The sequence below is a fragment of the Solibacillus sp. FSL K6-4121 genome (assembly GCF_038002585.1).
GTDB lineage: Bacteria > Bacillota > Bacilli > Bacillales_A > Planococcaceae > Solibacillus > Solibacillus faecavium.
Window position 1 is genome coordinate 1,539,887 of record NZ_JBBOCS010000002.1, and the last position, 24,454, is coordinate 1,564,340.

22 protein-coding genes are annotated in these 24,454 nt (G+C 36.8%); 5 read left to right on the top strand and 17 right to left on the bottom strand.

Translation table 11 applies throughout. From position 1 onward, the window contains the following. Nucleotides 1-26: 26 nt before the first annotated feature. The 9 genes from MHH95_RS17510 to zapA form a co-directional block, all read right to left on the bottom strand. Nucleotides 27-800 (bottom strand): electron transfer flavoprotein subunit beta/FixA family protein, encoded by a 774-nt coding sequence (locus MHH95_RS17510; RefSeq protein WP_340728616.1) that lies wholly within the window; start codon nt 798-800, stop codon nt 27-29. A gap of 60 nt (nt 801-860) precedes the next feature. Further along, entirely contained in the window at nt 861-1,634 is a 774-nt protein-coding gene (locus MHH95_RS17515; protein WP_191700503.1) for an enoyl-CoA hydratase, read from the bottom strand. Nucleotides 1,635-1,649: 15 nt separating this feature from the next. Next, a complete protein-coding gene (locus MHH95_RS17520) occupies nt 1,650-2,231 on the bottom strand; it encodes a TetR/AcrR family transcriptional regulator (RefSeq protein WP_340728617.1) in 582 nt (193 codons plus the stop codon). A gap of 103 nt (nt 2,232-2,334) precedes the next feature. Next, on the bottom strand, nt 2,335-4,026 hold the full coding sequence (locus tag MHH95_RS17525) for a long-chain-fatty-acid--CoA ligase (protein WP_340728618.1): 1,692 nt from the start codon (nt 4,024-4,026) through the stop codon (nt 2,335-2,337). Between the two features lie 445 nt (nt 4,027-4,471). Further along, nucleotides 4,472-4,885, bottom strand: a complete 414-nt coding sequence (locus MHH95_RS17530; RefSeq protein ID WP_191700506.1) for a DUF350 domain-containing protein — start codon at nt 4,883-4,885, stop codon at nt 4,472-4,474. A 68-nt stretch (nt 4,886-4,953) separates the two neighbouring features. Continuing rightward, nucleotides 4,954-7,317 carry an endonuclease MutS2 gene (locus tag MHH95_RS17535; protein ID WP_340728619.1) on the bottom strand — a complete coding sequence of 788 codons (2,364 nt, stop codon included), beginning with the start codon at nt 7,315-7,317 and terminating at the stop codon, nt 4,954-4,956. A 14-nt stretch (nt 7,318-7,331) separates the two neighbouring features. Further along, nucleotides 7,332-9,047, bottom strand: a complete 1,716-nt coding sequence (polX, locus tag MHH95_RS17540; protein WP_340728620.1) for a DNA polymerase/3'-5' exonuclease PolX — start codon at nt 9,045-9,047, stop codon at nt 7,332-7,334. Nucleotides 9,048-9,230: 183 nt separating this feature from the next. Next, entirely contained in the window at nt 9,231-9,770 is a 540-nt protein-coding gene (locus tag MHH95_RS17545) for a CvpA family protein (protein WP_191700509.1), read from the bottom strand. Nucleotides 9,771-9,775: 5 nt separating this feature from the next. Next, nucleotides 9,776-10,036: a cell division protein ZapA gene (zapA, locus tag MHH95_RS17550; protein WP_191700510.1), complete on the bottom strand. Its 261-nt coding sequence runs from the start codon at nt 10,034-10,036 to the stop codon at nt 9,776-9,778. Between the two features lie 264 nt (nt 10,037-10,300). Between zapA and rnhC the strand changes: the two genes are divergently transcribed. Continuing rightward, nucleotides 10,301-11,233: a ribonuclease HIII gene (gene rnhC, locus MHH95_RS17555; protein ID WP_340728621.1), complete on the top strand. Its 933-nt coding sequence runs from the start codon at nt 10,301-10,303 to the stop codon at nt 11,231-11,233. Between the two features lie 38 nt (nt 11,234-11,271). Here the strand turns inward: rnhC and MHH95_RS17560 are convergent, their stop codons facing one another. Both MHH95_RS17560 and MHH95_RS17565 read right to left on the bottom strand, forming a co-directional pair. Beyond that, a complete protein-coding gene (locus MHH95_RS17560; protein ID WP_340728622.1) occupies nt 11,272-11,643 on the bottom strand; it encodes a VOC family protein in 372 nt (123 codons plus the stop codon). A 96-nt stretch (nt 11,644-11,739) separates the two neighbouring features. Next, nucleotides 11,740-13,263, bottom strand: a complete 1,524-nt coding sequence (locus MHH95_RS17565) for a DHA2 family efflux MFS transporter permease subunit (protein ID WP_191700513.1) — start codon at nt 13,261-13,263, stop codon at nt 11,740-11,742. 229 nt (nt 13,264-13,492) lie between these two features. On the opposite strand from MHH95_RS17565, the gene MHH95_RS17570 reads away from it, so the two are divergent. Then, nucleotides 13,493-14,386 (top strand): TetR/AcrR family transcriptional regulator, encoded by an 894-nt coding sequence (locus tag MHH95_RS17570; protein ID WP_340728623.1) that lies wholly within the window; start codon nt 13,493-13,495, stop codon nt 14,384-14,386. Between the two features lie 63 nt (nt 14,387-14,449). Here MHH95_RS17570 and MHH95_RS17575 read toward each other — a convergent pair whose 3' ends face one another. Both MHH95_RS17575 and MHH95_RS17580 read right to left on the bottom strand, forming a co-directional pair. After that, the gene (locus MHH95_RS17575; RefSeq protein WP_340728624.1) at nt 14,450-15,895 is read right to left on the bottom strand and encodes a DEAD/DEAH box helicase; all 1,446 of its coding nucleotides are present in this window, start codon (nt 15,893-15,895) and stop codon (nt 14,450-14,452) included. Nucleotides 15,896-15,914: 19 nt separating this feature from the next. Then, nucleotides 15,915-16,811, bottom strand: a complete 897-nt coding sequence (locus tag MHH95_RS17580) for a LysR family transcriptional regulator (protein ID WP_340728625.1) — start codon at nt 16,809-16,811, stop codon at nt 15,915-15,917. 153 nt (nt 16,812-16,964) lie between these two features. Between MHH95_RS17580 and MHH95_RS17585 the strand changes: the two genes are divergently transcribed. Beyond that, entirely contained in the window at nt 16,965-18,155 is a 1,191-nt protein-coding gene (locus MHH95_RS17585) for a coenzyme F420-0:L-glutamate ligase (RefSeq protein ID WP_340728627.1), read from the top strand. A gap of 49 nt (nt 18,156-18,204) precedes the next feature. Here the strand turns inward: MHH95_RS17585 and MHH95_RS17590 are convergent, their stop codons facing one another. The 4 genes from MHH95_RS17590 to MHH95_RS17605 form a co-directional block, all read right to left on the bottom strand. Beyond that, nucleotides 18,205-19,092 carry a glycine betaine ABC transporter substrate-binding protein gene (locus MHH95_RS17590; RefSeq protein ID WP_340728628.1) on the bottom strand — a complete coding sequence of 296 codons (888 nt, stop codon included), beginning with the start codon at nt 19,090-19,092 and terminating at the stop codon, nt 18,205-18,207. Nucleotide 19,093: 1 nt separating this feature from the next. Next, nucleotides 19,094-19,957 (bottom strand): ABC transporter permease, encoded by an 864-nt coding sequence (locus tag MHH95_RS17595; protein WP_340728629.1) that lies wholly within the window; start codon nt 19,955-19,957, stop codon nt 19,094-19,096. After that, a complete protein-coding gene (locus MHH95_RS17600) occupies nt 19,950-21,149 on the bottom strand; it encodes a quaternary amine ABC transporter ATP-binding protein (protein WP_340728630.1) in 1,200 nt (399 codons plus the stop codon). The genes MHH95_RS17595 and MHH95_RS17600 overlap by 8 nt, the downstream gene beginning before the upstream one ends. 251 nt (nt 21,150-21,400) lie before the next feature. After that, the gene (locus MHH95_RS17605) at nt 21,401-22,027 is read right to left on the bottom strand and encodes a TrkA C-terminal domain-containing protein (RefSeq protein ID WP_191700521.1); all 627 of its coding nucleotides are present in this window, start codon (nt 22,025-22,027) and stop codon (nt 21,401-21,403) included. Nucleotides 22,028-22,346: 319 nt separating this feature from the next. Between MHH95_RS17605 and MHH95_RS17610 the strand changes: the two genes are divergently transcribed. Then, nucleotides 22,347-23,729, top strand: coding sequence for an amino acid permease (locus tag MHH95_RS17610; RefSeq protein ID WP_340728631.1), 1,383 nt, complete (start codon nt 22,347-22,349; stop codon nt 23,727-23,729). 145 nt (nt 23,730-23,874) lie between these two features. Beyond that, nucleotides 23,875-24,414 (top strand): ECF transporter S component, encoded by a 540-nt coding sequence (locus tag MHH95_RS17615; protein ID WP_340728632.1) that lies wholly within the window; start codon nt 23,875-23,877, stop codon nt 24,412-24,414. Nucleotides 24,415-24,454 lie beyond the last annotated feature (40 nt).

Here is a 24,454-nt window from a genome sequence, read left to right on the forward strand (position 1 = left end):
TTTTCGTTTCTCAAGTTGATATTCTATTAGATTACTTTTGCTTCACTATGAAGTAAGTTTACTAATTCTTTTACCTGCGCTGAAAGATCCCCTTCTAATACACGACCAGCTGCTTTTTGTGGCGGCAAGTAAATTTCAACTGTTTCTACTTTTACTTCAACATCGTCTTCATCGATATCTAAATCATCTAACTCCAACTCTTCAAGCGGCTTTTTCTTCGCTTTCATAATGCCTGGTAAAGATGGGTAACGTGGCTCATTTAACCCTTGTTGAGCTGTTACTAATAATGGTAAAGATGTTTCTAATACTTCAGAGTCACCTTCAATATCTCGGACAATTTTAACATTTGTCCCATCAATTTCTAAGTTTGTAACAGTTGTTACGTAATTAATTCCAAGTAAATCTGCAAGACGAGGACCTACTTGCCCTGAACCACCATCAATTGCAACGTTACCAGCTAAAATTAAATCTGCTTCTTTATCTTTTAAATATTCCGATAGAATATAAGCTGAAGAATACTGGTCAAGCTCATCTAAATCATCTTCTGTATTAATTAATACCGCTTCGTCAGCACCCATTGCTAAAGCTGTACGTAATTGCTTTTCTGCATCTTCGCCACCGATTGTCACAACTGTTACTTTACCGCCTAATGCGTCACGCTTTTGAATTGCTTCTTCAATTGCATACTCATCATATGGGTTGATGATGAACTCAGCACCATCTTCTTGAATTTTACCGCCTGATACGACGATTTTTTCTTCTGTGTCAAAAGTACGTTTTACTAATACGAAAATATTCATAATCTAGACCTCCTAAAAGCTTTTAATTTAATCCCGTAAAAACGGGGCGGATACATTTGTTTACTTTCCTGTAAATACTGGTTCACGTTTTTCAATAAATGCATGGATACCTTCTTTTGCATCTTCTGAAACGAATACATCCCCAAAGCTGTTCGCTTCTGCATTTACACCATCATAGTAGGACGATGGTTTTGAATAATTAAGCATTTGAATAGCTGCCTTTAATGCAATTGGTGATTTCTTTGCAATTTTCTTTGCAATTTTTAAAGTTTCTGTCAGAAGCTCTTCATCAGAGAAAGCACGATTTGCTAATCCCCATTCTACAGCTTCCTTTCCAGAAATCGGATCGCTCGTGAACATCATTTCAGCAGCTTTCGCAACCCCTACATAGCGAGGTAAACGCTGTGTTCCTGCAAAGCCAGGAATTAGGCCAAGCGATAATTCAGGAAGTCCAAGTTTTGCAGATTCAGTTACGAAACGCATATGGCATCCCATCGCAAGTTCTAAACCTCCACCTAATGCTGCACCGTGAATGGCGGCAATTACAGGTTTACTGAAAGTTTCAACACGTTCAAAGACGTCCTGACCTTTTTTTGCCAATCCCGTAAACTCTTCACCTGTCTGTACATTTGTAAATTCTTTAATATCAGCGCCGGCAGAGAAGAATCGTCCCTCACCATGGATGACAATTACGCGTACAGTTTCATCATTTTCAACAGCATCTAATAGTGCATTAACATCTTGGATTAAGCCTTGTGAAAGTGCATTGGCTGGTGGTCTTGAAATAGTAGCAATAGCTACCCCTTCTTCTACTTTCCAACTTAGAAACTCCATTTCTCTACATCCCCTTTATGCTTTTAATGCATTTAACAATAATTGCTGTATTTTTGGAGCTTGTTCCAATAAGTTGTAACGATTTTCATTCATTACCCATGTCGTTGTAATTTCATCGATTGTCCCAAATACCATTTGTCTTGCAATACGAACATCCATTGCTTGATTAAATTCACCGTTAAGCATACCTTCAATTAAAATTTGATCTAGTAAAATCAAGTATTCTTTTAGAATAGCATTAATTTTCAGTCTAATTTCTTTATTCGATTGCCTTAACTCAAGTTGAGTTACAGTTGCCAGATGTCGATTGCTTGATAAAACGTGTAAATGATTCTCAATCATCTTACATAACTTATCAGAAGCAGTATCTCCACTTTTTATTATAGCCTGTAAATTGTCTACGAATATACCCATTTTTTCCTGAAATACAGAAATTAAAATATCTTCTTTATTCTTAAAGTATAAATAGATTGTACCATCAGCTACTCCAGCCTGTTTTGCAATTTTTGAAACTTGGGCTTGATGATAGCCGTTTTCTGCGATTGCTATGACTGCAGCATCTACTATTTGCATGTATTTGGGTTTGTTTCGTTTCAAGCTGATCACCACCAAAAAAATATGAAAACATGAATGACCATTCATTCATGTTTTCATATTATAATTTGTTCTACATTCTGTCAACAGTTTGCTCTACAATTAATTATTTTGCTTCTTGCTGTGTCATTTTCTGTTTTTCTTCATCAATAAGTGTACGGCGTAAAATTTTGCCTACAGCTGTTTTAGGCAGTTCAGTACGGAATTCGTAAAAACGAGGTACTTTATAGGCTGCTAAATTTTTACGGCAAAATTCATTTAGCTCTTTATCTGTAACTGACTTACCTTCTTTTAAGACAATATAAGCTTTAACTGTTTCCCCGCGATACGGGTCAGGAATACCTGCTACAACACATTCCTGAATAGCTTCATGCTCATAAAGGACTTCTTCTACTTCACGTGGATAAATATTGAAACCACCAGCAATAATCATATCTTTTTTACGATCTACAACATAGAAATAACCTTTATCATCCATATAGCCTAAATCACCTGTTAAGAACCAACCATCAGAAAATGTCATCGCAGTTTCTTCTGGGCGATTCCAATAGCCTTTCATTACTTGAGGTCCTTTAACGGCAATCTCACCAATTTCTCCTACCGGTAAAATTTCTGCTTCACCAGAACGTAAAATGACAGAATCAGTATTTGGCCACGGTAAACCGATAGAACCATTTATACGATTCTCCCAAATTGGATTGGCATGCGTAACCGGAGATGTTTCAGTTAAACCATATCCTTCTACTAAGCGTCCACCAGTCAATGCTTCAAATTTCTCTTGCACTTCTAATGGCAGTGGTGCCGAACCACTTAAACAAGCTTTTATGGACGACAAATCATACTTTGCTAAATCGGGATGATTCAATAAACCAATATACATCGTTGGTGCACCCGGGAATAGCGTTGGCTTTTGCTTATCAATTGTTTTTAAAGCCTGTTCAGCATCAAACTTCGGCAATAATACCATCTTGCCTTGCTGCATTACTGATAAAATGAGTACTGTCGTCATACCATAGACATGGAAGAAAGGCAGGATACCTAGAATCGATTCTTCACCTTTTTTACATTTGTACATCCATGCATCACACATCATCGTATTGGCAATCAGGTTTTTATGTGTAAGCATAACGCCTTTTGGATAGCCTGTTGTGCCCCCTGTATATTGCAATAATGCCAAGTCATTTTCAAAATCAAAATCTAGCTCGATCTTATCCATCTTAGCCATTTTCATAACTTCCGTGAATAAGTGATTTGTGCCACTATGTTCAACTTTTACGCTAAAGCCATATTGCTTCTTTTGAATAAACGGATAGATCAAATTTTTTGGGAACGGTAAGTAATCTTTTATTCCTGAAACAATAACATTTTCAATACTTGTTTCATTCATTATCTTCATGACACGTGGATACAGAATATCCATTACTAAAATAACTTTCGCGCCAGAATCCGCCATTTGATACTGCAACTCTCGTTCTGTATAAAGAGGATTTGTCTGAACAACGATTCCACCTGCATACATCGTACCATAATAAGCAATTACAGCCTGCGGACAATTCGGTAACATGATTGCTACACGATCACCTTTCTCCACCCCTAGAGAACGTAAATAATTCGCAAACTTCATCGCTGATTCATATAACTCTTTATACGTAACCTCGCGCCCCATAAAGTGAATAGCAACTTTGTTAGGTAAAGACTCATATGCCTGCGTCAAAAATTGATGCACTGGAAATTCAGGCAGTTCCAGTGTATGCGGAACTTCTTCCGGATAGCTCGAAAACCAAACTTTTTCTGTCATAAAACTTCTCCCCTTTGCTAAAGCTTTACTTGTTTTTATTATTATAAGTAAAAAAGGAAATTCTTTCAAACTATTTTCATAGATTTCTACATTTTATTCTCGTTTATACGTTTATTTTCTCATTATTTATTTTTGGTTTTATAGTATTATCGTAGCAGATTAACCATCGATCCCTCATTTAGTATAGAAATATACTTTTTCAGTAAAATTTTTAATATTCAAATTTTTATTTCAACGATTGTATTAATTATAGTATTGATTAATCATTTTTATGAATAACATAATATTCCAGTAAAAAATCCAACAAAAAAAGCAAACAAACTAACAGTTATGTTAGTTCATTTGCTCCTAAGCCTAAAGGGTCATCATGTAGTAAATACCGACTACGAGAAATATTATACAGACGGCTATTAGTATTTTTGATAAAGTTTCCATATTTAAACTCCTAAGATATACTTGCTCCTATAACAAATGATAAGCCAAGTGAAATCGTAAATGAAATAAAACCTACCGAGCGATTATCTGCCGCTATTTCTTCGTCAACATTAAACTTCGGTGTTAAAAATTCAAATAAAAAATAAGCAAAAATCAGCAGTATAAAACCAAACAAACCCCAGCCTAGCATTTCAATAAAGGATGTATGCTGGTTAATCGAATATCTGAAAATATTGCAAACACCTAATATTTTCCCACCGGTAGCTAGCGCGACTGCAACATTCCCCTTTTTTATTTCATCCCAATTTTTATACTTTGTTACAACTTCAAATAAGATCATCGATACGAATAAGCAAAGGACTACGACACTAAAATAACCTGCCGTTTCTACGAGAGGATGGTGCCAAAAATTTGAACCTAGCAATCCATTTTACCCCCTTTAAATTTTCTTCCTATTACTAATTTTAGCGGATAATTAAAAAGGAGCAACTATTATTTTAGTTCCACGACTGTTACACCAAAACCACCTTCGCCTGCTTCACCGTAACGGAACGATTTAACACGCTTATGATTTTTCAGGAAACTTTGAATTCCTTGTCGTAATGCCCCAGTTCCTTTTCCGTGGATAATCGAGACGCGTGGATAATTGGCTAATAAAGCATCATCCAGATACTTTTCTGTGCGAATGAGCGCTTCTTCATATCGCTCTCCACGTAAATCAAGTTCCAACTTTACGACACTATTGCGATTTTTCACATTCATCATTGGGCGGGTAACCTGCTCTTTTTCAGGTTTCATATATTCTAAATCAGATTCAGGTAATTTCATTTTTAAAATACCAATTTGAACAACCCACTCATTGCCAGCCTTTTGAAGAATTGTCCCTTTTTGTCCGTAGCTTAATACTTTTACTTCGTCGCCTACTTGAAGGTTTTGCTTACGTTCTCGGGCCGCAACTGCCTTTTGCAGTACTTTGTTTTCGACTGGCGCGGCATTGTCTAATCGTTTTTTTGCGTCAATTAACTCATGCTCTTTTACAGTTAATGCTGCATTTTCTTTCATTTTTCTTAAATCTTCAATTACTGATTCAGCTTCTCTTTTCGCTTCATCAATAATTTTACGCGCCTTTTCTTTTGCCTTTTTCTCTAAGTTCTCTTTTTTCTCATCATAAATTCGAAGGCGTTCTTCCAGTTCTGCACGAATCTGTTGAGCTTCTTCGAGTAAAACATGTGCTTCGTCTGCTTCACGCTCTGAGCGCAAACGGCTCTCTTCAAGCGATGCAATCATTGACTCCACTTCATGACGATCTGTACCTGTGAATGATTTCGCATGGTCAATGATATTTGTTTTCAAGCCTAGACGCTTAGAAATTTCAAATGCGTTTGAACGACCTGGTACACCGATTAACAATCGGTAAGTTGGGCTAAGTGTTTCTACGTCGAATTCTACACTTGCATTGACAACTAACGGTCGGTTATATCCGTATGCTTTTAACTCTGGGTAGTGTGACGTTGCCATAACACGTGCTCCACGATTTACTGTTTCATCTAAAATAGCAATGGCCAGCGCTGCACCTTCTTGAGGATCTGTACCTGCTCCAAGCTCATCAAATAAAATTAAAGACTTCTCATTAAACTTACTTAAAATATCTACTATATTTACCATATGAGAAGAGAATGTTGACAAGGACTGCTCAATCGATTGCTCATCACCTATATCTGCAAAAATTTGCTCAAATACAGCTAGCTCCGAACCGTCAAGAGCCGGGACTGGCAAGCCGCATTGTGCCATAATCGTACAAAGTCCCACTGTTTTCAAAGTAACCGTTTTACCACCTGTATTTGGTCCAGTTATTACAATTGCTGTAACATCACGCCCAAATTCAATCGTATTGGCAACTGCTTCTTCAATAGGTAAAAGCGGATGACGGGAACGTATTAGTCGTGTATAGCCTTCATTATTCATCTTTGGCATTGTACATTTATTCGCTTGTCCATATTTCCCTTTTGCTAAAATCACATCGATTTCTCCAAGTAATTGTACGAGAACAAATATCTCATGACCGACTTCCTGTACCTTTAATGTAAGCTCAGATAAAATGCGCTCGATTTCTGCCTTTTCTTTTACTTTTAGACGTTGCACTTCGTTGTTCGCTTGAATCACTGCATCAGGCTCAATAAACAATGTTTGACCAGAAGCAGACTGATCGTGGACAATACCACCATAATGTGAGCGATACTCTTGTTTGACTGGGATTACGAATCGGTCATTACGAATCGTAATAATCGCGTCTGACAGCATTTTCGTTGCATTCGACCCACGTGTGAGACTTTCCAGCTTTTGACGTACTTTAGACTCTTCTGATCGCAATGACTGTCTAATCGAACGTAGTGTAGCACTTGCAGAATCAAGGACTGTCCCGTTATCATCAATACAATCATTAATTTCATGCTGTAATGCCGTCAATACAGGCATTTGTTCTTTCCGTTCGATAAAATGAGGAATGTTAATCGCATTCTCAGATTCAATATCTTCAATGAAATTACGTAAAATTCGACTTGCACGAATTGTACTTGCGATTTCCATCAACTCCATCGGACTTAGCATACCGCCAATTTGAGAACGACGTGCATGGGGACGTACATCAAAAATTCCACCCATCGGTACATTGCCTTTTACTCGTAAAATGGCTAAGCCTTCATCCATTTCCTCTAATAGTTCTACAACTGTATCATAGTCCGTTTCTGGTACGAGCTCATCAATCGCTTGTTTCCCTATAGAGTTTGTACAAAATACCGCTACTTGCTCACGCACTTTATGAAATTCTAGTGTTTTCAATGCTCGTTGTTCGATCATGAGAACACCTCCTATTACTTTTCTTTATTTTTTTTAATAAATGCTTCGAATTTTTCTTTAGACCATGTATTAACGATTAATTCTCTCTTTAACCATGCTTTTTGTGCATATTTAACACCAATATCCATGTAGCGCAATTGGTCAATTGCATGTGCATCTGTATTGATTGCGATTGGAACATTCTTTTCCATCGCTAACTGTAAAAACTCGATACTTAAATCTAAACGATAAGGACTTGCATTTAATTCTAATATTTTCCCATTTTCTGCTGCCCACTCAATTAAAAGGGGAACATCCGGATCGTAGCCTCCGCGCTGCCCTACGATTCGCCCAGTCGGATGTGCAATCATATGGACATATGGATTTTCAATAGCTGTTTTTAAACGCGCCATAATTTTATCCTGCGATTGTGTAAAACTCGAGTGAATGGAAGCAATAACAAAATCTAAATCTTTTAATACATCGTCACCAAAATCAAGAGTGCCATCTGGTAAAATATCCATTTCTGTTCCACGGTATAGTCGGAAGTCAGGATTTGCTTCGTTAAATGCATAAATATCAAGCTTCTGTAATTCTAATCGTTCTGGAGTTAAACCATTTGCTACTTTTAAATATTGTGAATGATCGGTAATGACAGCATATGAATAGCCCTTTTCAATTAAAGCATGCCCCATCTCACTGACAGAATGCGCACCATCAGACCAAGTTGTATGCATATGCAGATCCGCGACAATATTATCTAATGCAACTAAGTCCTGAAGTTCATCCAAGCGATCAAGTTCCTTCCCGCTTTCCCGTACTGTTGGTGGGATAAATGGTAAATTAAAATGGGCAAAAAACGCTTCTTCTGTTTCAAAAGTTTCGATCGTACCATCCTCTTGTTCTACACCGTACTCACTAATTTTTTTTCCCATTGATTTAGCCAATTGACGCATGCGGACATTATGATCTTTCGAACCTGTAAAGTGATGAAGTGCTGTTGCATACTCTTCTCGTTTTACTAGCCGGAAATCTACACTTACCGGGTCTTCCCGGTCTAAAATCACAGATACTTTTGTATCACCAGCAGCAACTGTCTCTAATATTGCCAGGTGTTTTAGAATAGCCTCACGAACAATTTCATATTCGTTAGTAGCCACGATAAAATCTATATCTTTACTTGTTTCCGCAACTCGTCGGAAACTTCCTGCCACTGAAAATAGCTCGACTTCAGGCAGGCTTGCCAAAAGCTCATTAATTTCCAATACTACAGGCTCAAGTTGCCAAATTGGTAACCGTTCTGCCCGGGTCCCAAAATTCTCAAGTTCCTTTAGAATCTTTTCTTCAGTTTTTGCCGCAAACCCAGCCAACTCACGTACTTTTCCTGTTTCACACGCTATCTTTAATGTATCAGCATCGACAATGTGAAGCTCCTGATAAAGTTTCGCAAGTTTTTTTCCTCCTAAACCCGGTAATTTCATAAGCGGTACTAGTCCTTTAGGTACTGCTTTTTCAAGTTCCTTTAATACACTGGATTCACCCGTTTCCATCAGTTCTGTAATAACTGACGCAGTACCTTTTCCTATCCCTTTGATTGCAGTAATATCATCAATTTCACTTAGACTACGCTCGTCCGCCTCAAGGGCAGCTGCCGCTTTGCGGAATGCAGATACTTTAAATGGATTTTCTGCTTGTAGTTCCATATATAACGCAATTTTTTCTAAAGTACGAATAATAATTTTTTTGTTCATTAATAATTGCCTCCCCTTTAAAAAAGCTCCTCCCGAAAATCGAGAGAAGCTTTCGCATGATTTTCAATCCATTACATCCCGGTGCATTTGGCACCTAGACGTAGGTAAGTCAGCTGTTAATGTATATAGCAGCTGATTTTCTTCAAGAACTTCATACTGAATGTAGGACACTAGCTAAAAAAGTTAGTTTTTATAAATATACCACCAGTTTTGAAACATGCTCGTAATAATTGGCGTATGCTCCAACATCATTCCAGCTAGAATAGATCCGTCAATAATAGATTGGATGGATTCAATTGGCAGTAATGCAACGACATATAATCCAATAAATAAAATAAGGTACATTTCAACAAATCCAAGCACTGCGCCCAATAAATAGTTTAAAGAACTCAGCACAGGTAAATACGTTAAAAAATCAAACATTGAGCCAACAATTTGTAACGCTATTTTTACAGCAAAGAAAATGATGGCAAATGCAAATACGCGATAAAATGTACGATCGACATCAAGTGAGTCGAGTACTAATGTCATCGTTGCACCTTCTGTAAACCCTGGATACGGTATCCACAGTACAAATTTTTCTGCAAGCGGCTTATAATAAATTATGGCCACAACAAGGGCAATTATAAAACTACCGATATTTATTAATTGGACAACGAGCCCTCGTTTCGCTCCAATTATAAGGCTAATGATAAAGACAGCTAAAATAAATATATCTAACATGTATGTCAACCCTTCAATTGTTTCAATTGTTCTTCTAATTTTTCAAATTGTTTTTTTAATAGTAAATAATCATGAACTGAATTAACTGCTGTAAGTACAGCAAGTTTCGCTGTATCCAATGATGGATTATGTGCACCGATTTCCCGCATTTTGTCATCTACTATTGAAGCAACAAGACGCATATGACCCGATGATTCTGTTCCTACCATTTTATATGTATTGCCATATATTTCTACGGAAATGCGATTCTTCTCTTGCTCAGCCAAAATAATCCCTCCAGAAAGAATATGTAAACAGTACGAAAATACTTTTTCAATTCTTACTTAATGAAATGGTTAAAAGCAAACCCGATTGCTGTTATTTTATAAAACGATGCTATTTTCATATTGTACATCATATCATTTCCCATTTCACTATCGCAACACCATGACGTTAATGTTCATCGAAACATTATATGAATTTGTTATTTCCCCTTTCTTTCGTCAAAAGTTATACTACTTAAAAATGAATGTTTTTTGAAAGGATTACTTATGACAAATATCGTTCTACTATGCAGTGCTGAACAACAGCAAACAATTAAACATTTCTATAAAGACGCAATCATCGAACGAAAGGCTCCTGGAGTTTTATTTGCAGTAAAACTTGCCGATACCGCAATTACCGCCTATAAATCCGGTAAAGTCATGTTTCAAGGCGCTGGTGCGGAACGGGAAGCAGCACGTTGGGGGCAAGTAAGTTCCCAAACTCCGAAAAAAGTTTCCACTAAAGGGGATACGCTACCGGATAATTTTGCAGCATTATCGGTAATTGGTTCAGACGAAACGGGAACAGGCGATTATTTCGGACCTGTTACGGTGGCAGCAGTATATGTTCCTGCCGACAAAATCGCACTTGTAAAGGAATTGGGTGTCAAAGATTCCAAACAATTAACAGATGACTATATGCGCAAAATTGCACCGGATTTAATGAAAGTATGTGCCCATAGCATATTGACACTTCGGAATGACAAATATAACGAAATCCAGGCGCGCGGGTATTCACAAGGTAAAATAAAGGCAATGCTTCACAATCAGGCTATCAAGCATGTCCTAACTAAAATAGCCCCCGAGACGCCTGAATATATTTTAATAGATCAATTCGCAGAACGCGGAATTTATTACAATCATATTAAAAATGAGAAAGAAATTGTCCGGGAAAAAGTCTTGTTCTCGACAAAAGCAGAAAACCTGCATGTAGCTGTTGCAACAGCATCGATATTGGCAAGGTATGCTTTTTTAAAGGAAATGGATCGTCTCTCAAAGGTTACAGGTTTTTCCCTTCAAAAAGGAGCAAGTGGTAAAGTGGACGAAATGGCAGCAAAAATTTGGCTAAAATTTGGAGAAGAGACACTTCGTTCAATAACAAAGTGGCATTTCGCCAATACAGAAAAAGCACGTAAACTTCTTCAAAAAAGAAAACAGTAATGAAAAAGAGCTGCGGCCAATAGGCACAGCTCTTTTCGTTATTTCTCCATAACAGCAAAGTAATTTTCCTCATCATCGGCAAAGTTAAATACTTTACCAAAAGGCATTTCCATAAACTCTCCAACTGTAATTCCTTTAGTTTGATAGTCTCTATATAACTCATCTAAATTTTCAGCATAAAACATTAAAGAAGGTGTCGTTAAATTTAACTCGGGAGACATTTCCGCAATCTTCTTTTTATCATGTAAAACAATGCTTGTTTGTGCATTTTCATTTGGCACTATTGTAATAATACGCATTCCACTATTAATATCAGAAACTACAGTAAAGCCTAATTTTTCAGTCCAAAACTTTTTTGAACGTTCCTGATCCTCTACATACAACATTACTTGCCCTATTTGTCCAATCACTTTTATGCTCCTCTTTTATAAAATATAATTTTACCAATTATATCAAATAAAAAACGGCAGGAGCAAAAAACTCCCGCCGATTGATCCGATTATTTATTATTTCTTTTGTGGCACTGGACCTGTATAGTCCTCACGTTTCGTCACGTCAACACGCTTAATAAATAATGCTAACACTAAAGCAACTACTGTAACAGCTGCTGCTACGAAGAAACTGAATGTAATGCCGTCAAGCATTGCTTGTTGCATTACCTGTGCCTGAACTTGCGCGATTTGCTCTGCTGTCGGTTGGACAGCAGATGAAGCATTTGCTTTAAGATCAGCCGCAATTTCTGCTGCACGTGTTTTTGTATGAGAGTTGAAGACAGTTACTAGGACAGCTGTACCAATCGCTCCAGCAACTTGCTGAGCTGTATTGTTCATTGCTGTACCATGTGGATTCAAACGGTTAGGTAATGCATTTAAACCGTTTGTCATAATCGGCATCATTACCATTGAAATACCAAACATACGAATTGTATATACCGAAATGATATATAAATATGATGAATCGACATCCAAATAACCTAAACCTACTGTCGCCAATGTTGTAATAGTTAATCCTATAACGGCTAGAATACGCGGTCCGAATCGATCGAATAACTTCCCGGTAATTGGTGACATAATCCCCATCATAATTGCACCAGGCAACATCATTAATCCTGCTTCAAATGGTTCGATTCCACGAACATTTTGTACATAAGCCGGTGTTAAAATCATCCCTGAGAACATAGCTACAGATAGTACCATTGATACGACAGAAGCCAATGCATACGAAGGGTATGTGTAAATTCGTAAATCTAGTAATGGTTGTTCTAAGTTGAATTGACGTACGATAAACCATGCTAAACCAATTGCCCCTGCAGCAATCGTACCCCATACTTCTATTGCTGACCAGCCAGCTGAACTTGCTGTACTGAAGCCGTATAACAATCCGCCAAAACCGATTGTAGACAATACAATAGAAAGTATATCGATTTTAGCATCACGATTTGGAAGGACATCTTCCAGTTTCCAAACTGCCAGTAAGAGTGATAAAACGGCAATTGGAAGAATCATTTTGAACAGAACGCTCCAGTCGTAATGTTCCACAATCCACCCTGATAGTGTTGGTCCGATTGCTGGTGCCAGTACCATAACTAAACCGAACATCCCCATTGCCTGCCCGCGCTTTTCAACCGGAAAACTAATCAGCATTACGTTCATTAAAATTGGTGCCATCGTTGCTGCACCAGCAGCTTGAATCATACGACCCGCTAGTAAAAGTGCGAAGCTAGGGGCAAATGAGGCCAATGCTGTACCAATAACGAAAATCGCCATCGATAAAATGAACAAAGGTCTTGTTCTGAACTTTGTAATTAAATATGCCGAAGCAGGAACCAATACCCCACTTACAAGCATATAGCCTGTTGCTAACCATTGAACAGTTGAATAATCTTGAATATCAAACGCTACCATAATAGATGGTAAGGCTACGTTTAATAATGTGTTATTTAAAAATGCTACAAACGCCCCGACAAATAATACAGCAATCATTAAATATGGAGGTTTTTTAAATGTCTTTATATCTTGTGTTTTATCCATAAATTTTATTTCCCTTCTTTATACGTTCAAACTTCCTATTTCTATACTCGAACTATTTTATACTCGGTGTCCAATAAATACAACAATTTTATACTCTAAGTCTAAAAACATTGCTAATACGCGTTTCAGTCAGTAGAATAGGAGTATAAATCAGCGTATATAGAAATGTTTTTTTCTATTTATTTTTTATATGCACACTGAATCGGATATATTTATTTGGAGGAAACTCATGAATCAACGAAAAAGACAGGTGCTCGACAATGCATTACAGCTTTTTATTGAAAAAGGCTTCCATGAAACATCAATACAAGATATTTTGGACAAAGCACTTATTTCCAAAGGGACTTTCTATAATTATTTTTCTTCAAAAGTAGAATGTTTTACAGCAATTATGGAGCAAACCCGTTATGAAGCGAGCTTGTTACGCCATGAAATGCTATTAAACCAAGATAATACAGATGAAAATTTATTGTTGGAACAAATACTCGTACTTATGCAAATAAATAAGAAACAAAATCTAGCATCCGTGTTCGAAAATATTTTTCAGTCGAACGATAAGGAGCTCAGGGAATTATTAGAGCGCTATCGCTTACTGGAAATTGAATGGGTATCTAATCGGTTCACCGATATTTTTGGCGAAAAAGTACGCCCTTATACTCTTGAGCTCGCTATTTTGTTTTTTGCGATGGTGCATCATTTAACGTATTGTCATCGCTTATTTTATAAGGATATGATTGATCCGAAGAAGATTTTAAGGATTGCACTTCGCAATATTAAAGCAATTTACCCTTCCATGCTGGAAAATGGCGAAATATTAATTACTCAAGATGCTCTTCAACTAGTTGTGGAGAAAAAAATTTACCAATCGGTAACAAAGAGCGATTTAATTGAAAAAGTGCAAGGGTTTCTTGACCAGTTAAAATTGGATGCCGCAAATGGGGTAGGAGCTCAATTCACGGAAAGTATTCTAGATGAGCTACAGCGCGATGAATTACGTATTGCCGTCATTGAAGCATTGCTAAAACCATTTCGTGAAGCTTTTGCAAATACGCCGCATGCTGGGGAAAATGTCGAGCTCGCAAATTTATTATGGTTTTATATCAAAAACGCGGAAAATAATTAAACATGCTTATAACAATAAAAGTCGTATTGAACGTTATACAATGTTCAATACGACTTTTTTAAACTATTTACCGCTCGTCGATATATGCACTTTTAATTGCTTACCTTTTATTGGCGTTGTTTTCATCGCTTTTAATACGAGATTAGCTTTACCGTTTAAAATTTCTACAAACGTTGAAGTATCTAAAATTGTAATAATGCCGATATCTTCGGCACTCATCCCCGGAATTTTTGCAATCGTCCCGACGAAATCAATCGCACGTAGTTTTTTCTTCTTACCACCATTAAAATACAGCTTCGTAATGTTTGCATCGACTTTCGCATTTTTTTGCTTTTTCTTTTGGGGGCGACTTTGCATTTTTTTATCAAAGGCTTCTGTATTGGCATTGACTTCTTCATGGGTAGGTAAGTTCACCTTTGGAATGGCAAAGCCAATAAACTCCTCGATAGCTTCTAAAAACTTATGCTCATAAGGAGTGATAAATGTGACAGCTTTCCCTTGTAATCCAGCACGTCCTGTACGACCCGTACGGTGAACATACGCCTCTTTTTCCATCGGTAAATCATAGTTCAGCACAAGTGAAATGTTTTCAATATCAATACCACGGGCTGCAACGTCTGTAGCAACTAAATAACGGAAATCGCCGCGCTTATAATCATTCATTACAAGTAAACGAGTTGACTGGTCCATTCCACCATGTAATTTATCGACACTATATTCGCGGTCATACAAATAATCATGAAGCTCATCAACACGATCTTTTGTACGACAGAAAATAATGCATGTATCCGGATTTTCGACAACCGCAATTTTCTCTACAGCTGCTGTTTTTTCTTCTTCGCGTACTTCTATAACAGCATGCTCAATTTTTTGAGCAGCCTCCTCTGACTGTACTTCAATATCAATCGGATCATTTAAATAATTGGCAGCCAGTTTTTTTATTGTTTCGGGCACGGTCGCAGAAAATAGCATCATTACTTCTCGATGCTTGACATGTGCTAATATTGCTTCTACTTGTTCAATAAAGCCCATATTCAGCATTTCATCTGCTTCATCAAGGACAACATAGCGAATTTTATCAAGCTTTAATGTCCCTTTTTCAATATGATCCAATACACGTCCTGGCGTTCCGACAGCAATATGTGTTTTTTGCTTTAGTTCATCTTGCTGATAACGAAATGGCTGCTTCCCGTACAATGCTGTCGCTTTAATACGTTTGTAGCGTCCGATATTTGTGAATTCTTCTTTTACTTGGACAGCCAATTCACGTGTAGGTGTTAATACAAGAGCTTGTGGCTTATTTTCAATCCAATCGATATTTTCGCAAATCGGGATCGCAAATGCAGCCGTTTTCCCGCTTCCTGTTTGTGCTTTTACGATTAAATCTTTATCTTTTAAAGCATGGGGTAATACCTTTTGCTGTACTTCAGTTGGTGCGCTGTAATCCAAATCCTTGAGCGCACGCTGTAATTCTTGTGATAATGGAAATTCCTTAAAATTAGTTGTCATGTTTATTCCTCTTTTTCTTCTATTTATGAATAATTCCTGGGTCAACAATGGCAATAAACTTCTTCGTTGCCTTTGAGAGTGAAACATTTTTTAAATGGACAATTCCTAAACTTCGCTTAGGAATTTGCTGTTGGAGCTCAATTTCATATAAAAGCCCTTTTACTAAGTAATCGGTCGCAAACTCCTTCGTTACACTTGCGACACCTAAATTAATTTTTGCAAATTCTAACATTAGATCATGTGAGCCTAATTCGAATTCAGGTGAAATCGTATATCCCTTTTCTTTTAAATAGTTTTCCACATAAATACGCGAATTTGCTTTTTTTTCTAAAAAAATTAATGGAAGCTTCATGAGCATATCGAGTGTAATAGGCTTTTTCGTTAAATTTTTATATTTTTGTCCGCACACAAATATATCATGAATCTCCTTACAAGGGATAACTTGAAGCTGTGAATCTTGAATTGGCAAGTTACAAATGCCTAAATCCGCTTCCCCTGATTTTATAAATGCTAATATTTCACTTGTTGTACCGTTTAAAACCTTTAGCTTAATGCCAGGATATTTAATATGGAATGCTTCTAAATAAGGAAGTAAAAAATATCTTGAAATCGTATCCCCTACACCAATACGCAAAACGCCGGTACGCAGGTTTTTAAATTCTGCAATTTTTTCTTCCCCTGCATCTAAAATACCAAGCGCGGAATTAACATATTCATGTAATAGCTCGCCCTCTTCTGTTAATGTTACCCCTTTTGGTGTTCTGTTAAATAAAACGATATCGAGTTCTTTTTCAAGTTTTGAAATGGATTGGCTAACGGCTGGCTGTGTCATATACAAAGCTGCCGCTGCCTTTGAAAAGCTCTTATTTCGACTTACTTCATTAAATACGCGATATGCTTCTAACTTTATTATCATATAACCCTCACTTATATCTGATATTAGAATTATTAATTTTACTTATATCACATGAACGAGTTATAGTAAACCTTGTGAGATTTCTTAAGTTTTGCTTAACGGTAAGCAAAAACAATTAAAATATAACTTACAGCTTTTGAAGGAGAGATTATTTTGGAACGTGTAGTAGGAACGGTTGTACGAGGTCTTCGTGGCCCGATTATTAATGAAGGTGATGATATTGTTCAAATCGTTGTCGATACAGCGTTAAATGCCGCAAAGACTGAAGGCTATGAAATTGAAGATCGTGATATCGTGACAGTAACAGAATCTGTTGTTGCTCGTGCACAAGGTAACTATGCAAAAATTTCTGATATTGCATCTGACGTGCAGGCCAAATTTGGTGATGATACTGTAGGTGTTATTTTCCCAATTCTTTCGCGTAATCGCTTCTCTAATATTTTAAAAGGGATTGCAGCAGGCACAAAGAAAATCGTTCTTATGCTAAGCTACCCTTCTGATGAAGTGGGTAACCATTTAGTAACATTAGATGAACTTGATGAAAAAGGAATCAATCCTTGGACAGATGTGCTGACAGAAGCTGAATTCCGAGGTCACTTCGGTTATAACAAACATACATTTACAGGTGTGGACTACATCGAATACTATAAAGAATTAATCGTTGAACAAGGCGCTGAAGTAGAGGTTATCTTCTCAAACAACGCAAAAACGATATTAGATTATACGAAGAGTATTTTAACATGTGATATTCACTCTCGTTTCCGTACAAAACGTATTTTAAAAGCTGCCGGTGCAGAAAAAATTTACGGTCTAGACAATATTTTAGCGGAATCTGTGAACGGATCTGGCTTTAACTCTAACTACGGCTTACTTGGTTCAAACAAATCGACGGAAGATAGCGTAAAATTATTCCCGGATAACTGTCAACCAATCGTTGATGACATCCAAGCAAAAATTTTAGCGGCTACTGGCAAACTTGTAGAAGTAATGATTTACGGTGATGGAGCATTTAAAGATCCAGTAGGTCAAATTTGGGAGCTTGCAGACCCTGTAGTATCTCCTGCCTATACGCCAGGCCTTGACGGTACTCCGAACGAGATCAAGTTGAAGTATTTAGCTGATAATGATTTTGCAAATTTACATGGTGAAGCATTAAAAGAAGCAATTAAAGATTATATTAATAATAAAGAAGAAGATTTAACTGGTAATATGGCTGCTCAAGGTACTACACCTCGTAAGCTGACTGACCTTATCGGCTCATTGTCTGACTTAACTTCAGGATCAGGCGATAAAGGAACACCAATGATTTATATTCAAGGTTACTTCGATAACTATACAAAATAAAAAGAAAGCAGAATGGTCGCTATATCAGCTTCCATTCCGCTATTTTTTATTACTTTTCAATACCTTCTGTCCATTTATTCACTCGGTCCTCATTGTTTTCAATCCATTTTTGGGCCGCATCTTTAGGTTTAGTCCCTGAATAAATATCCAGCATTACTTCTTCAATATCTTCTGTAGTCCATTCAAAGGCATCTAAGATTTTAAATGCATCTGGTGCATCTTGTTCTAAGTTTTGACGAACAAACGTGTGAATACTTTCTTCCCCACCGAATACACGTTCAGGATCTTCCAAATATTTTAAATCATAATTTGCAAATTTCCAGTGTGGGCTCCAGCCTGTTACAACGATCTCTTCTTCATTTTTAATCGCTTGCTCTAAAGCAACCGTCATCGCACCTGAAGAAGATGGTTGTAATGACCAAGATTCTAGGTTTGGATAAGTTTCTAACGCTCTTTCCGCAGCTGCAACTACTCCCGCACCTGCTTCAATACCAGTAATTGTAGATGCTGCTTCTGTCGACAGATCCGTAATCGATGCAACTTCCATATAGCTTGGTACAACTAAACCAATTTTTGCACCTTGTAAATTCGGCCCTAAATCTTCAATATCTGCACCATATTTTTCATATTGTGAAGCATGTGTTGCAGGTAACCAGCCAGATACCATGGCATCTGACTCACCTTTTGAGACAGCTTCCCACATAATAGCATTATCTAAAGGTGTAATATCGACTTCATAGCCGACACTTTCTAATACTTCTGCTACTACATACGTAGAAGCAACTTCTGAATCCCACTCAACATAGGCTAAATCGATTGAACCTACATCTTTTGAAGAAGAAGTGTCTTTTGTATCTGTTGTTTCATCTCCACATGCACCTAATAAAAGTGCTGCGCTCATTGCAGTAGCTGCAGGCATCCATTTGAATTTTTTCATTTTATTTTCCCCCATTTGATTTATCTTTATTTAAACTTTGTGTTAATCGGTCTACGATTATCGCAAAGATAACTAAGCTAATACCGGCAACAAATCCGTTCCCAATTTGTGCACGTTGTAATGCTGATAATACTTCTCGGCCTAATCCCGGTGCACCAATCATTGATGCAATAACAACCATCGATAAAGATAATAGTACTGTTTGGTTAATACCGGCCATTATAGTAGCTCTGGAAAGTGGTAGTTCTACTTTTAATAACTTTTGTGTAAACGTACTACCATAAGAGTCCGCCGCCTCAATTAAGTGCTTTGGAACTTGGCGAATACCTAAATTTGTGAAGCGTACAGTTGGCGGTAATGCGAAGATGACTGAGGCAAATACACCTGGTACGACACCAATTCCGAAAAATGCAACCGCTGGAATTAAATACACAAATCCTGGCATTGTTTGCATGAAGTCTAAAATTGGTTTAAGTATTTGTTCAACAATTTTTGATTTAGACATTAGTATTCCAAGTGGTATACCGATTATAATTGCGATTAAACTTGAGAACAGTACAAGTGTAAATGTGTTCATAAGTTGATTCCATAGCTCTTGGTTTAATATGAATAATAAACCTAGTATCGAGAAAATCGCTAAACCAAATCTTTTACCTGTTGCAAAAAATGCTAAAATAGCAATGATAATAATAAATACGTATGGTGGTATAGACGTCAATCCTGATGTGACGAGATCCATTAAATCCGCACCATTATTTTGTATAAAACGGAATTGAGCTGAAAGTGTATCCGTAACTATGTCCATTAAGTCTTCTACTCTATCTGCTACTGGTATTGGAGTTCCAAAATTTAATAGTTTACTCATGATCTACACCTCCGTTTTTTTCAGAGGATAATGAATCTAGTACTACACCGCGGATAAGTACACCGCGCAGTTTCCCCTCTTCGACTACAGCAACAGGTGTCGGAGAATCGGAAATAACCGATAAAATATCCTGTATGACTGTAGATGGTTCAACAATTGGCATATCATTGCGTAGAATTGATTGCAATGATTTTTCACCGGATTGCGCAAGCTCAAGTGCATCATTTGCAGTAATATAGCCTAAATACTTTCGGGCTTTATCTACTGCTAGCAGGACACTTACTTTATCTTCTCTCATACGCTGCAACGCAACTTTTGGCCCTTCATGATCAATTTGAATTGTCATTGGACGAATCATCGCATTTTCCGCCGTCAATACTTTCGAACGATCTACATCTTCCAGGAATGATCGGACATATTCATTTGCAGGGTTAGTCAAAATTTCTTCCCCTGTTCCTACTTGAATGATCTTACCATCCTTCATAATGGCAATACGATCGCCAATACGAAGTGCTTCATTTAGATCATGTGTAATAAAGACAATCGTTTTTTGTAAATTAGCTTGTAATTCCAATAGCTCATCTTGCATTTCTTTTCGAATGAGCGGATCAAGAGCAGAAAAAGCTTCATCCATTAAAATAATTTCTGTATCATTTGCTAACGCACGTGCAAGTCCTACACGTTGTTGCATACCACCTGATAATTGATCTGGATATTGATCTTTATAGGAGAGCAATCCTGCATTTTGTAAAGCCTTTTCTGCTTTTAATCGTCTTTCCTCTTTTGGAATGCCTCGGATTTCCAGGCCATACTCTGCGTTTTGCAAAATTGTACGTTGTGGGAATAATGCGAAGTTTTGAAACACCATGCTCATTTTTTCTCTTCGAACAATTTGTAAGCTCTTTTTATTCAAGTTTGTAATGTTCTGGTTATCTATATATATATCACCGCTTGTTGGTTGAATTAATCGATTTAACAATCGTATTAATGTTGACTTCCCACTTCCTGAAAGCCCCATAATTACGAAAATCTCACCTTCTTCAATCGTTAAACTAGCTTCATATACACCTACAGTGGCATTTGTTTCTTTTAAAATCTGTTCTTTAGATTTTTCCTGCTTAACTAACTTCAATGCTTGTGATGTATTTTTCCCAAATACTTTCGTGACTCGTTCAATATTAATTTTCCCCATAATCCACTTCCTATAATTATAAATTTCTCGCAAGTAACAACTCTTTTACTCTATCAGGTTGTTACAGGCAACAACTTCAATACTAATGAACGTTGTTACTTTTGTCAAATAAGAAGTATCCATTCGAGAATTTCCAGAAAGAAATAGTTTACATTAAACAGAAAAAACTACCACCGAACAAGTTTTCGGTAGTAGTTTGTTTTTATTACAAATATGACAAGCTTCACTAAAGCTAAATGAAAATGGTTACTTTATAGTTGTAAAAAGTGTTTCACATTTGAGTAGCATTCATCTTTACCAATAAAAAATAAAGTGTCTCCAGAAGAAATTGTAGCGTACGGACCAGGAGAAACAATTAGTTCATGATCCTTTTTGATGCCTATAATTGTTGCTCCAGTTTGTTGCCAAAAGTTAATTTCCCCAATATTTTTTGATAAATAAGGACATTGCTCTGTAATATCAATTTGAAAAGGAACAAAAGGATTAATGGATTGATATCTGCTTGTCCGATTAACCATCTCCTCCAGCGTATCCTGGAAGTTATTTAATTCATCAATTTGTTTGCCAATACTATCTGTTAATTGCTTTTGTAAATCCCGTATTGATTTTACTCCCTGCAATCGCTGAACGTAATTGGCGGCATTTTCGTACGAAACGATTACAACACCGCTTCCTTTTGTTGCTTCGACGATATTTAAATCTTGTAAAACGGCAATCGCTCTTCTCGCTGTTTCCGAAGATACATTGTATTGAGATGCTAATGATGAACGTGCATAAATTTTTTCTCCGACAATATATTTTTTTTCAACAATTTTTGCTGCTATATCCTCTGCAATCACTTGATACTTCGGCTGTTTAATTTGGATTTTTTTCTCCATTATTTGCACTCCTTTGTGCTAGGTTCAAAAGATGAGTAAATTTCAATATCTTCACTCTATCGAAATTATATCTGTTTTTTTCATAACCGCAAATTTACTTTTCAATATTCTTTATTTAAATAGTATTTATTTTACATAAAACTTTAAATATAAACAAATAATACTTTTATCTCTGTCATTTCAGTCTCTCTTTAACACCATATTTTTCTGCTTTTCGAAAGGAAATCTCACTTTAACGCTTCAACTTGATAAACTTCTTTATTATTCCGATTAATGATGATAAAATTTTGATATTGTTAAATTAGAAATAGGTGAAATAGTGAAAAAATTATTTAGAAAAAAACCCATTGAGGACCTTTTGCATAAAAGCAATAATTTGCAACTCCCAAAAACATTAGGCGCATTTGACTTAATTTTACTCGGGGTGGGTGCAATTGTCGGAACAGGTATATTTATCTTGCCTGGAACAGTTTCAGCTCTACATGCAGGACCAGGGATTATATTTTCCTTTGTCATTGCAGCTATAGTGTGCGCATTAGCCGCGCTCTGTTATTCAGAATTTTCTTCAACTGTCCCCGTGACAGGAAGCGCTTATTCTTATAGTTATATCGTTTTCGGTGAAATCATCGCCTGGCTCGTTGGGTGGTCGTTGCTACTGGAATATGGACTCGCTACAGCGGCAGTAGCAACTGGATGGTCAGGTTACTTTATTTCCTTATTAGAAGGGTTAAATATTCACATTCCGTTAGCTTTAACCGGACCATTCAACCTGGAAGAAGGCACTTATATTAACTTACCAGCAATTTTTATTATTTTTGTAATCGGAATTTTACTGACAATAGGTATGAAAGAGTCCGCTAGATTTAATGCATTATTAGTTGCGATAAAAATAGGGGTTATTTTATTATTTATTGCTGTCGGGGTATTTTATGTAAAGCCAGAAAACTGGACACCTTTTTTACCATTCGGTATGAGCGGTGTATTTACTGGTGCAGCACTCGTGTTTTTCGCTTACTTAGGATTTGACGCAGTGTCATCTGCAGCTGAAGAGGTTAAAAATCCACAGCGAAGTATGCCTATTGGTATTATCGGCTCCTTATTTATTTGTACATTGTTGTATGTGGTAGTTTCATTAGTATTAACAGGTATTGTCCCTTACTCAAATTTAAATGTAACAGATCCCGTTTCCTTTGCCATGCAAGTAATCAATCAGGAATGGGCAGCTGGCATTATCTCATTAGGTGCAGTGATCGGGATGATGACCGTTATATTAGTAATGATGTATGGCGGCACTCGTCTATTAATGGCATTTGCTCGGGACGGTTTAATGCCTAAAATATTTTCACAGTTAAGTTCAAAACGTAAAACCCCTGTGAAAAACACATGGATTTTTACAATTGTCATTTCTTTTTTTGCTGGATTTGTTCCATTGGCGACATTAGCAGAATTAGTAAACATGGGAACATTAATTGCCTTTATTTTCGTTTCAGCCGGTATTTTAAACTTAAGAAAAAACAAAAACTTGCCGCCTAATGGATTTAAAGTACCATTTTATCCTGTTTTGCCAATCGTATCGCTAGTTTTATGTATTTTCCTCATTACACAGCTGTCAATGCAAACTTGGGCTGCTTGTGGTATCTGGTTCATAATTGGACTCGTTATTTATTTCCTTTATGGAAAAAGAAAATCCACTTTAAAATAGCCTTAGCCTTTGTTAAATGTTCATTCATTTAACAAAGGCTTTTTTCTTTAATCTGACCTTATCAAATTATTCATTTTTGAACCTTTTGCAGGTGTCAATATATTGCTAAGATGATAGATAATTTCAAATAGAAGGAGAATTATCTATGCAAACAACAAGTTCTGTTTCAGCCTCATCCGAAAAAACAAAAGATTTAATTATTACGAGCTTACTTATTTCACTTGTTTTTATCGCAACATTTTTTATTAATATTCGATTGCCTATAGCAGCAAACGGTGGGCTCGTTCATTTAGGGTCGGCAATGCTGTTTACTGTAGCGATATTATTTGGTCCTAAAAAAGGAGCAATTGCAGGAGCTTTTGGAATGGCATTGTTTGATATTCTATCCGGCTGGACATTGTGGGCACCCTTCACTTTTATTACACGTGGAATTCAAGGATATATTGTAGGTAAAATTGCTACATCTAACGGAAAAAATGGTGAGAGTTTTATTTATAATATCATTGCGATACTTATTTCAATTCCCTTTATGTTGGGCGGTTATTATATTTGTGAGCGTGTGTTGTATGGAAACTGGATTATTCCGTTAGCTTCTATTCCAGGCAACCTTGTTCAAAATACAGTCGGACTTCTTATTGCCATACCTGTATGCATTGCATTAAAGAAGCTGTCGATTTTTAAATAATGAAAAAGCTAGCGATAATTTACTGTCGCTAGCCCTTCTC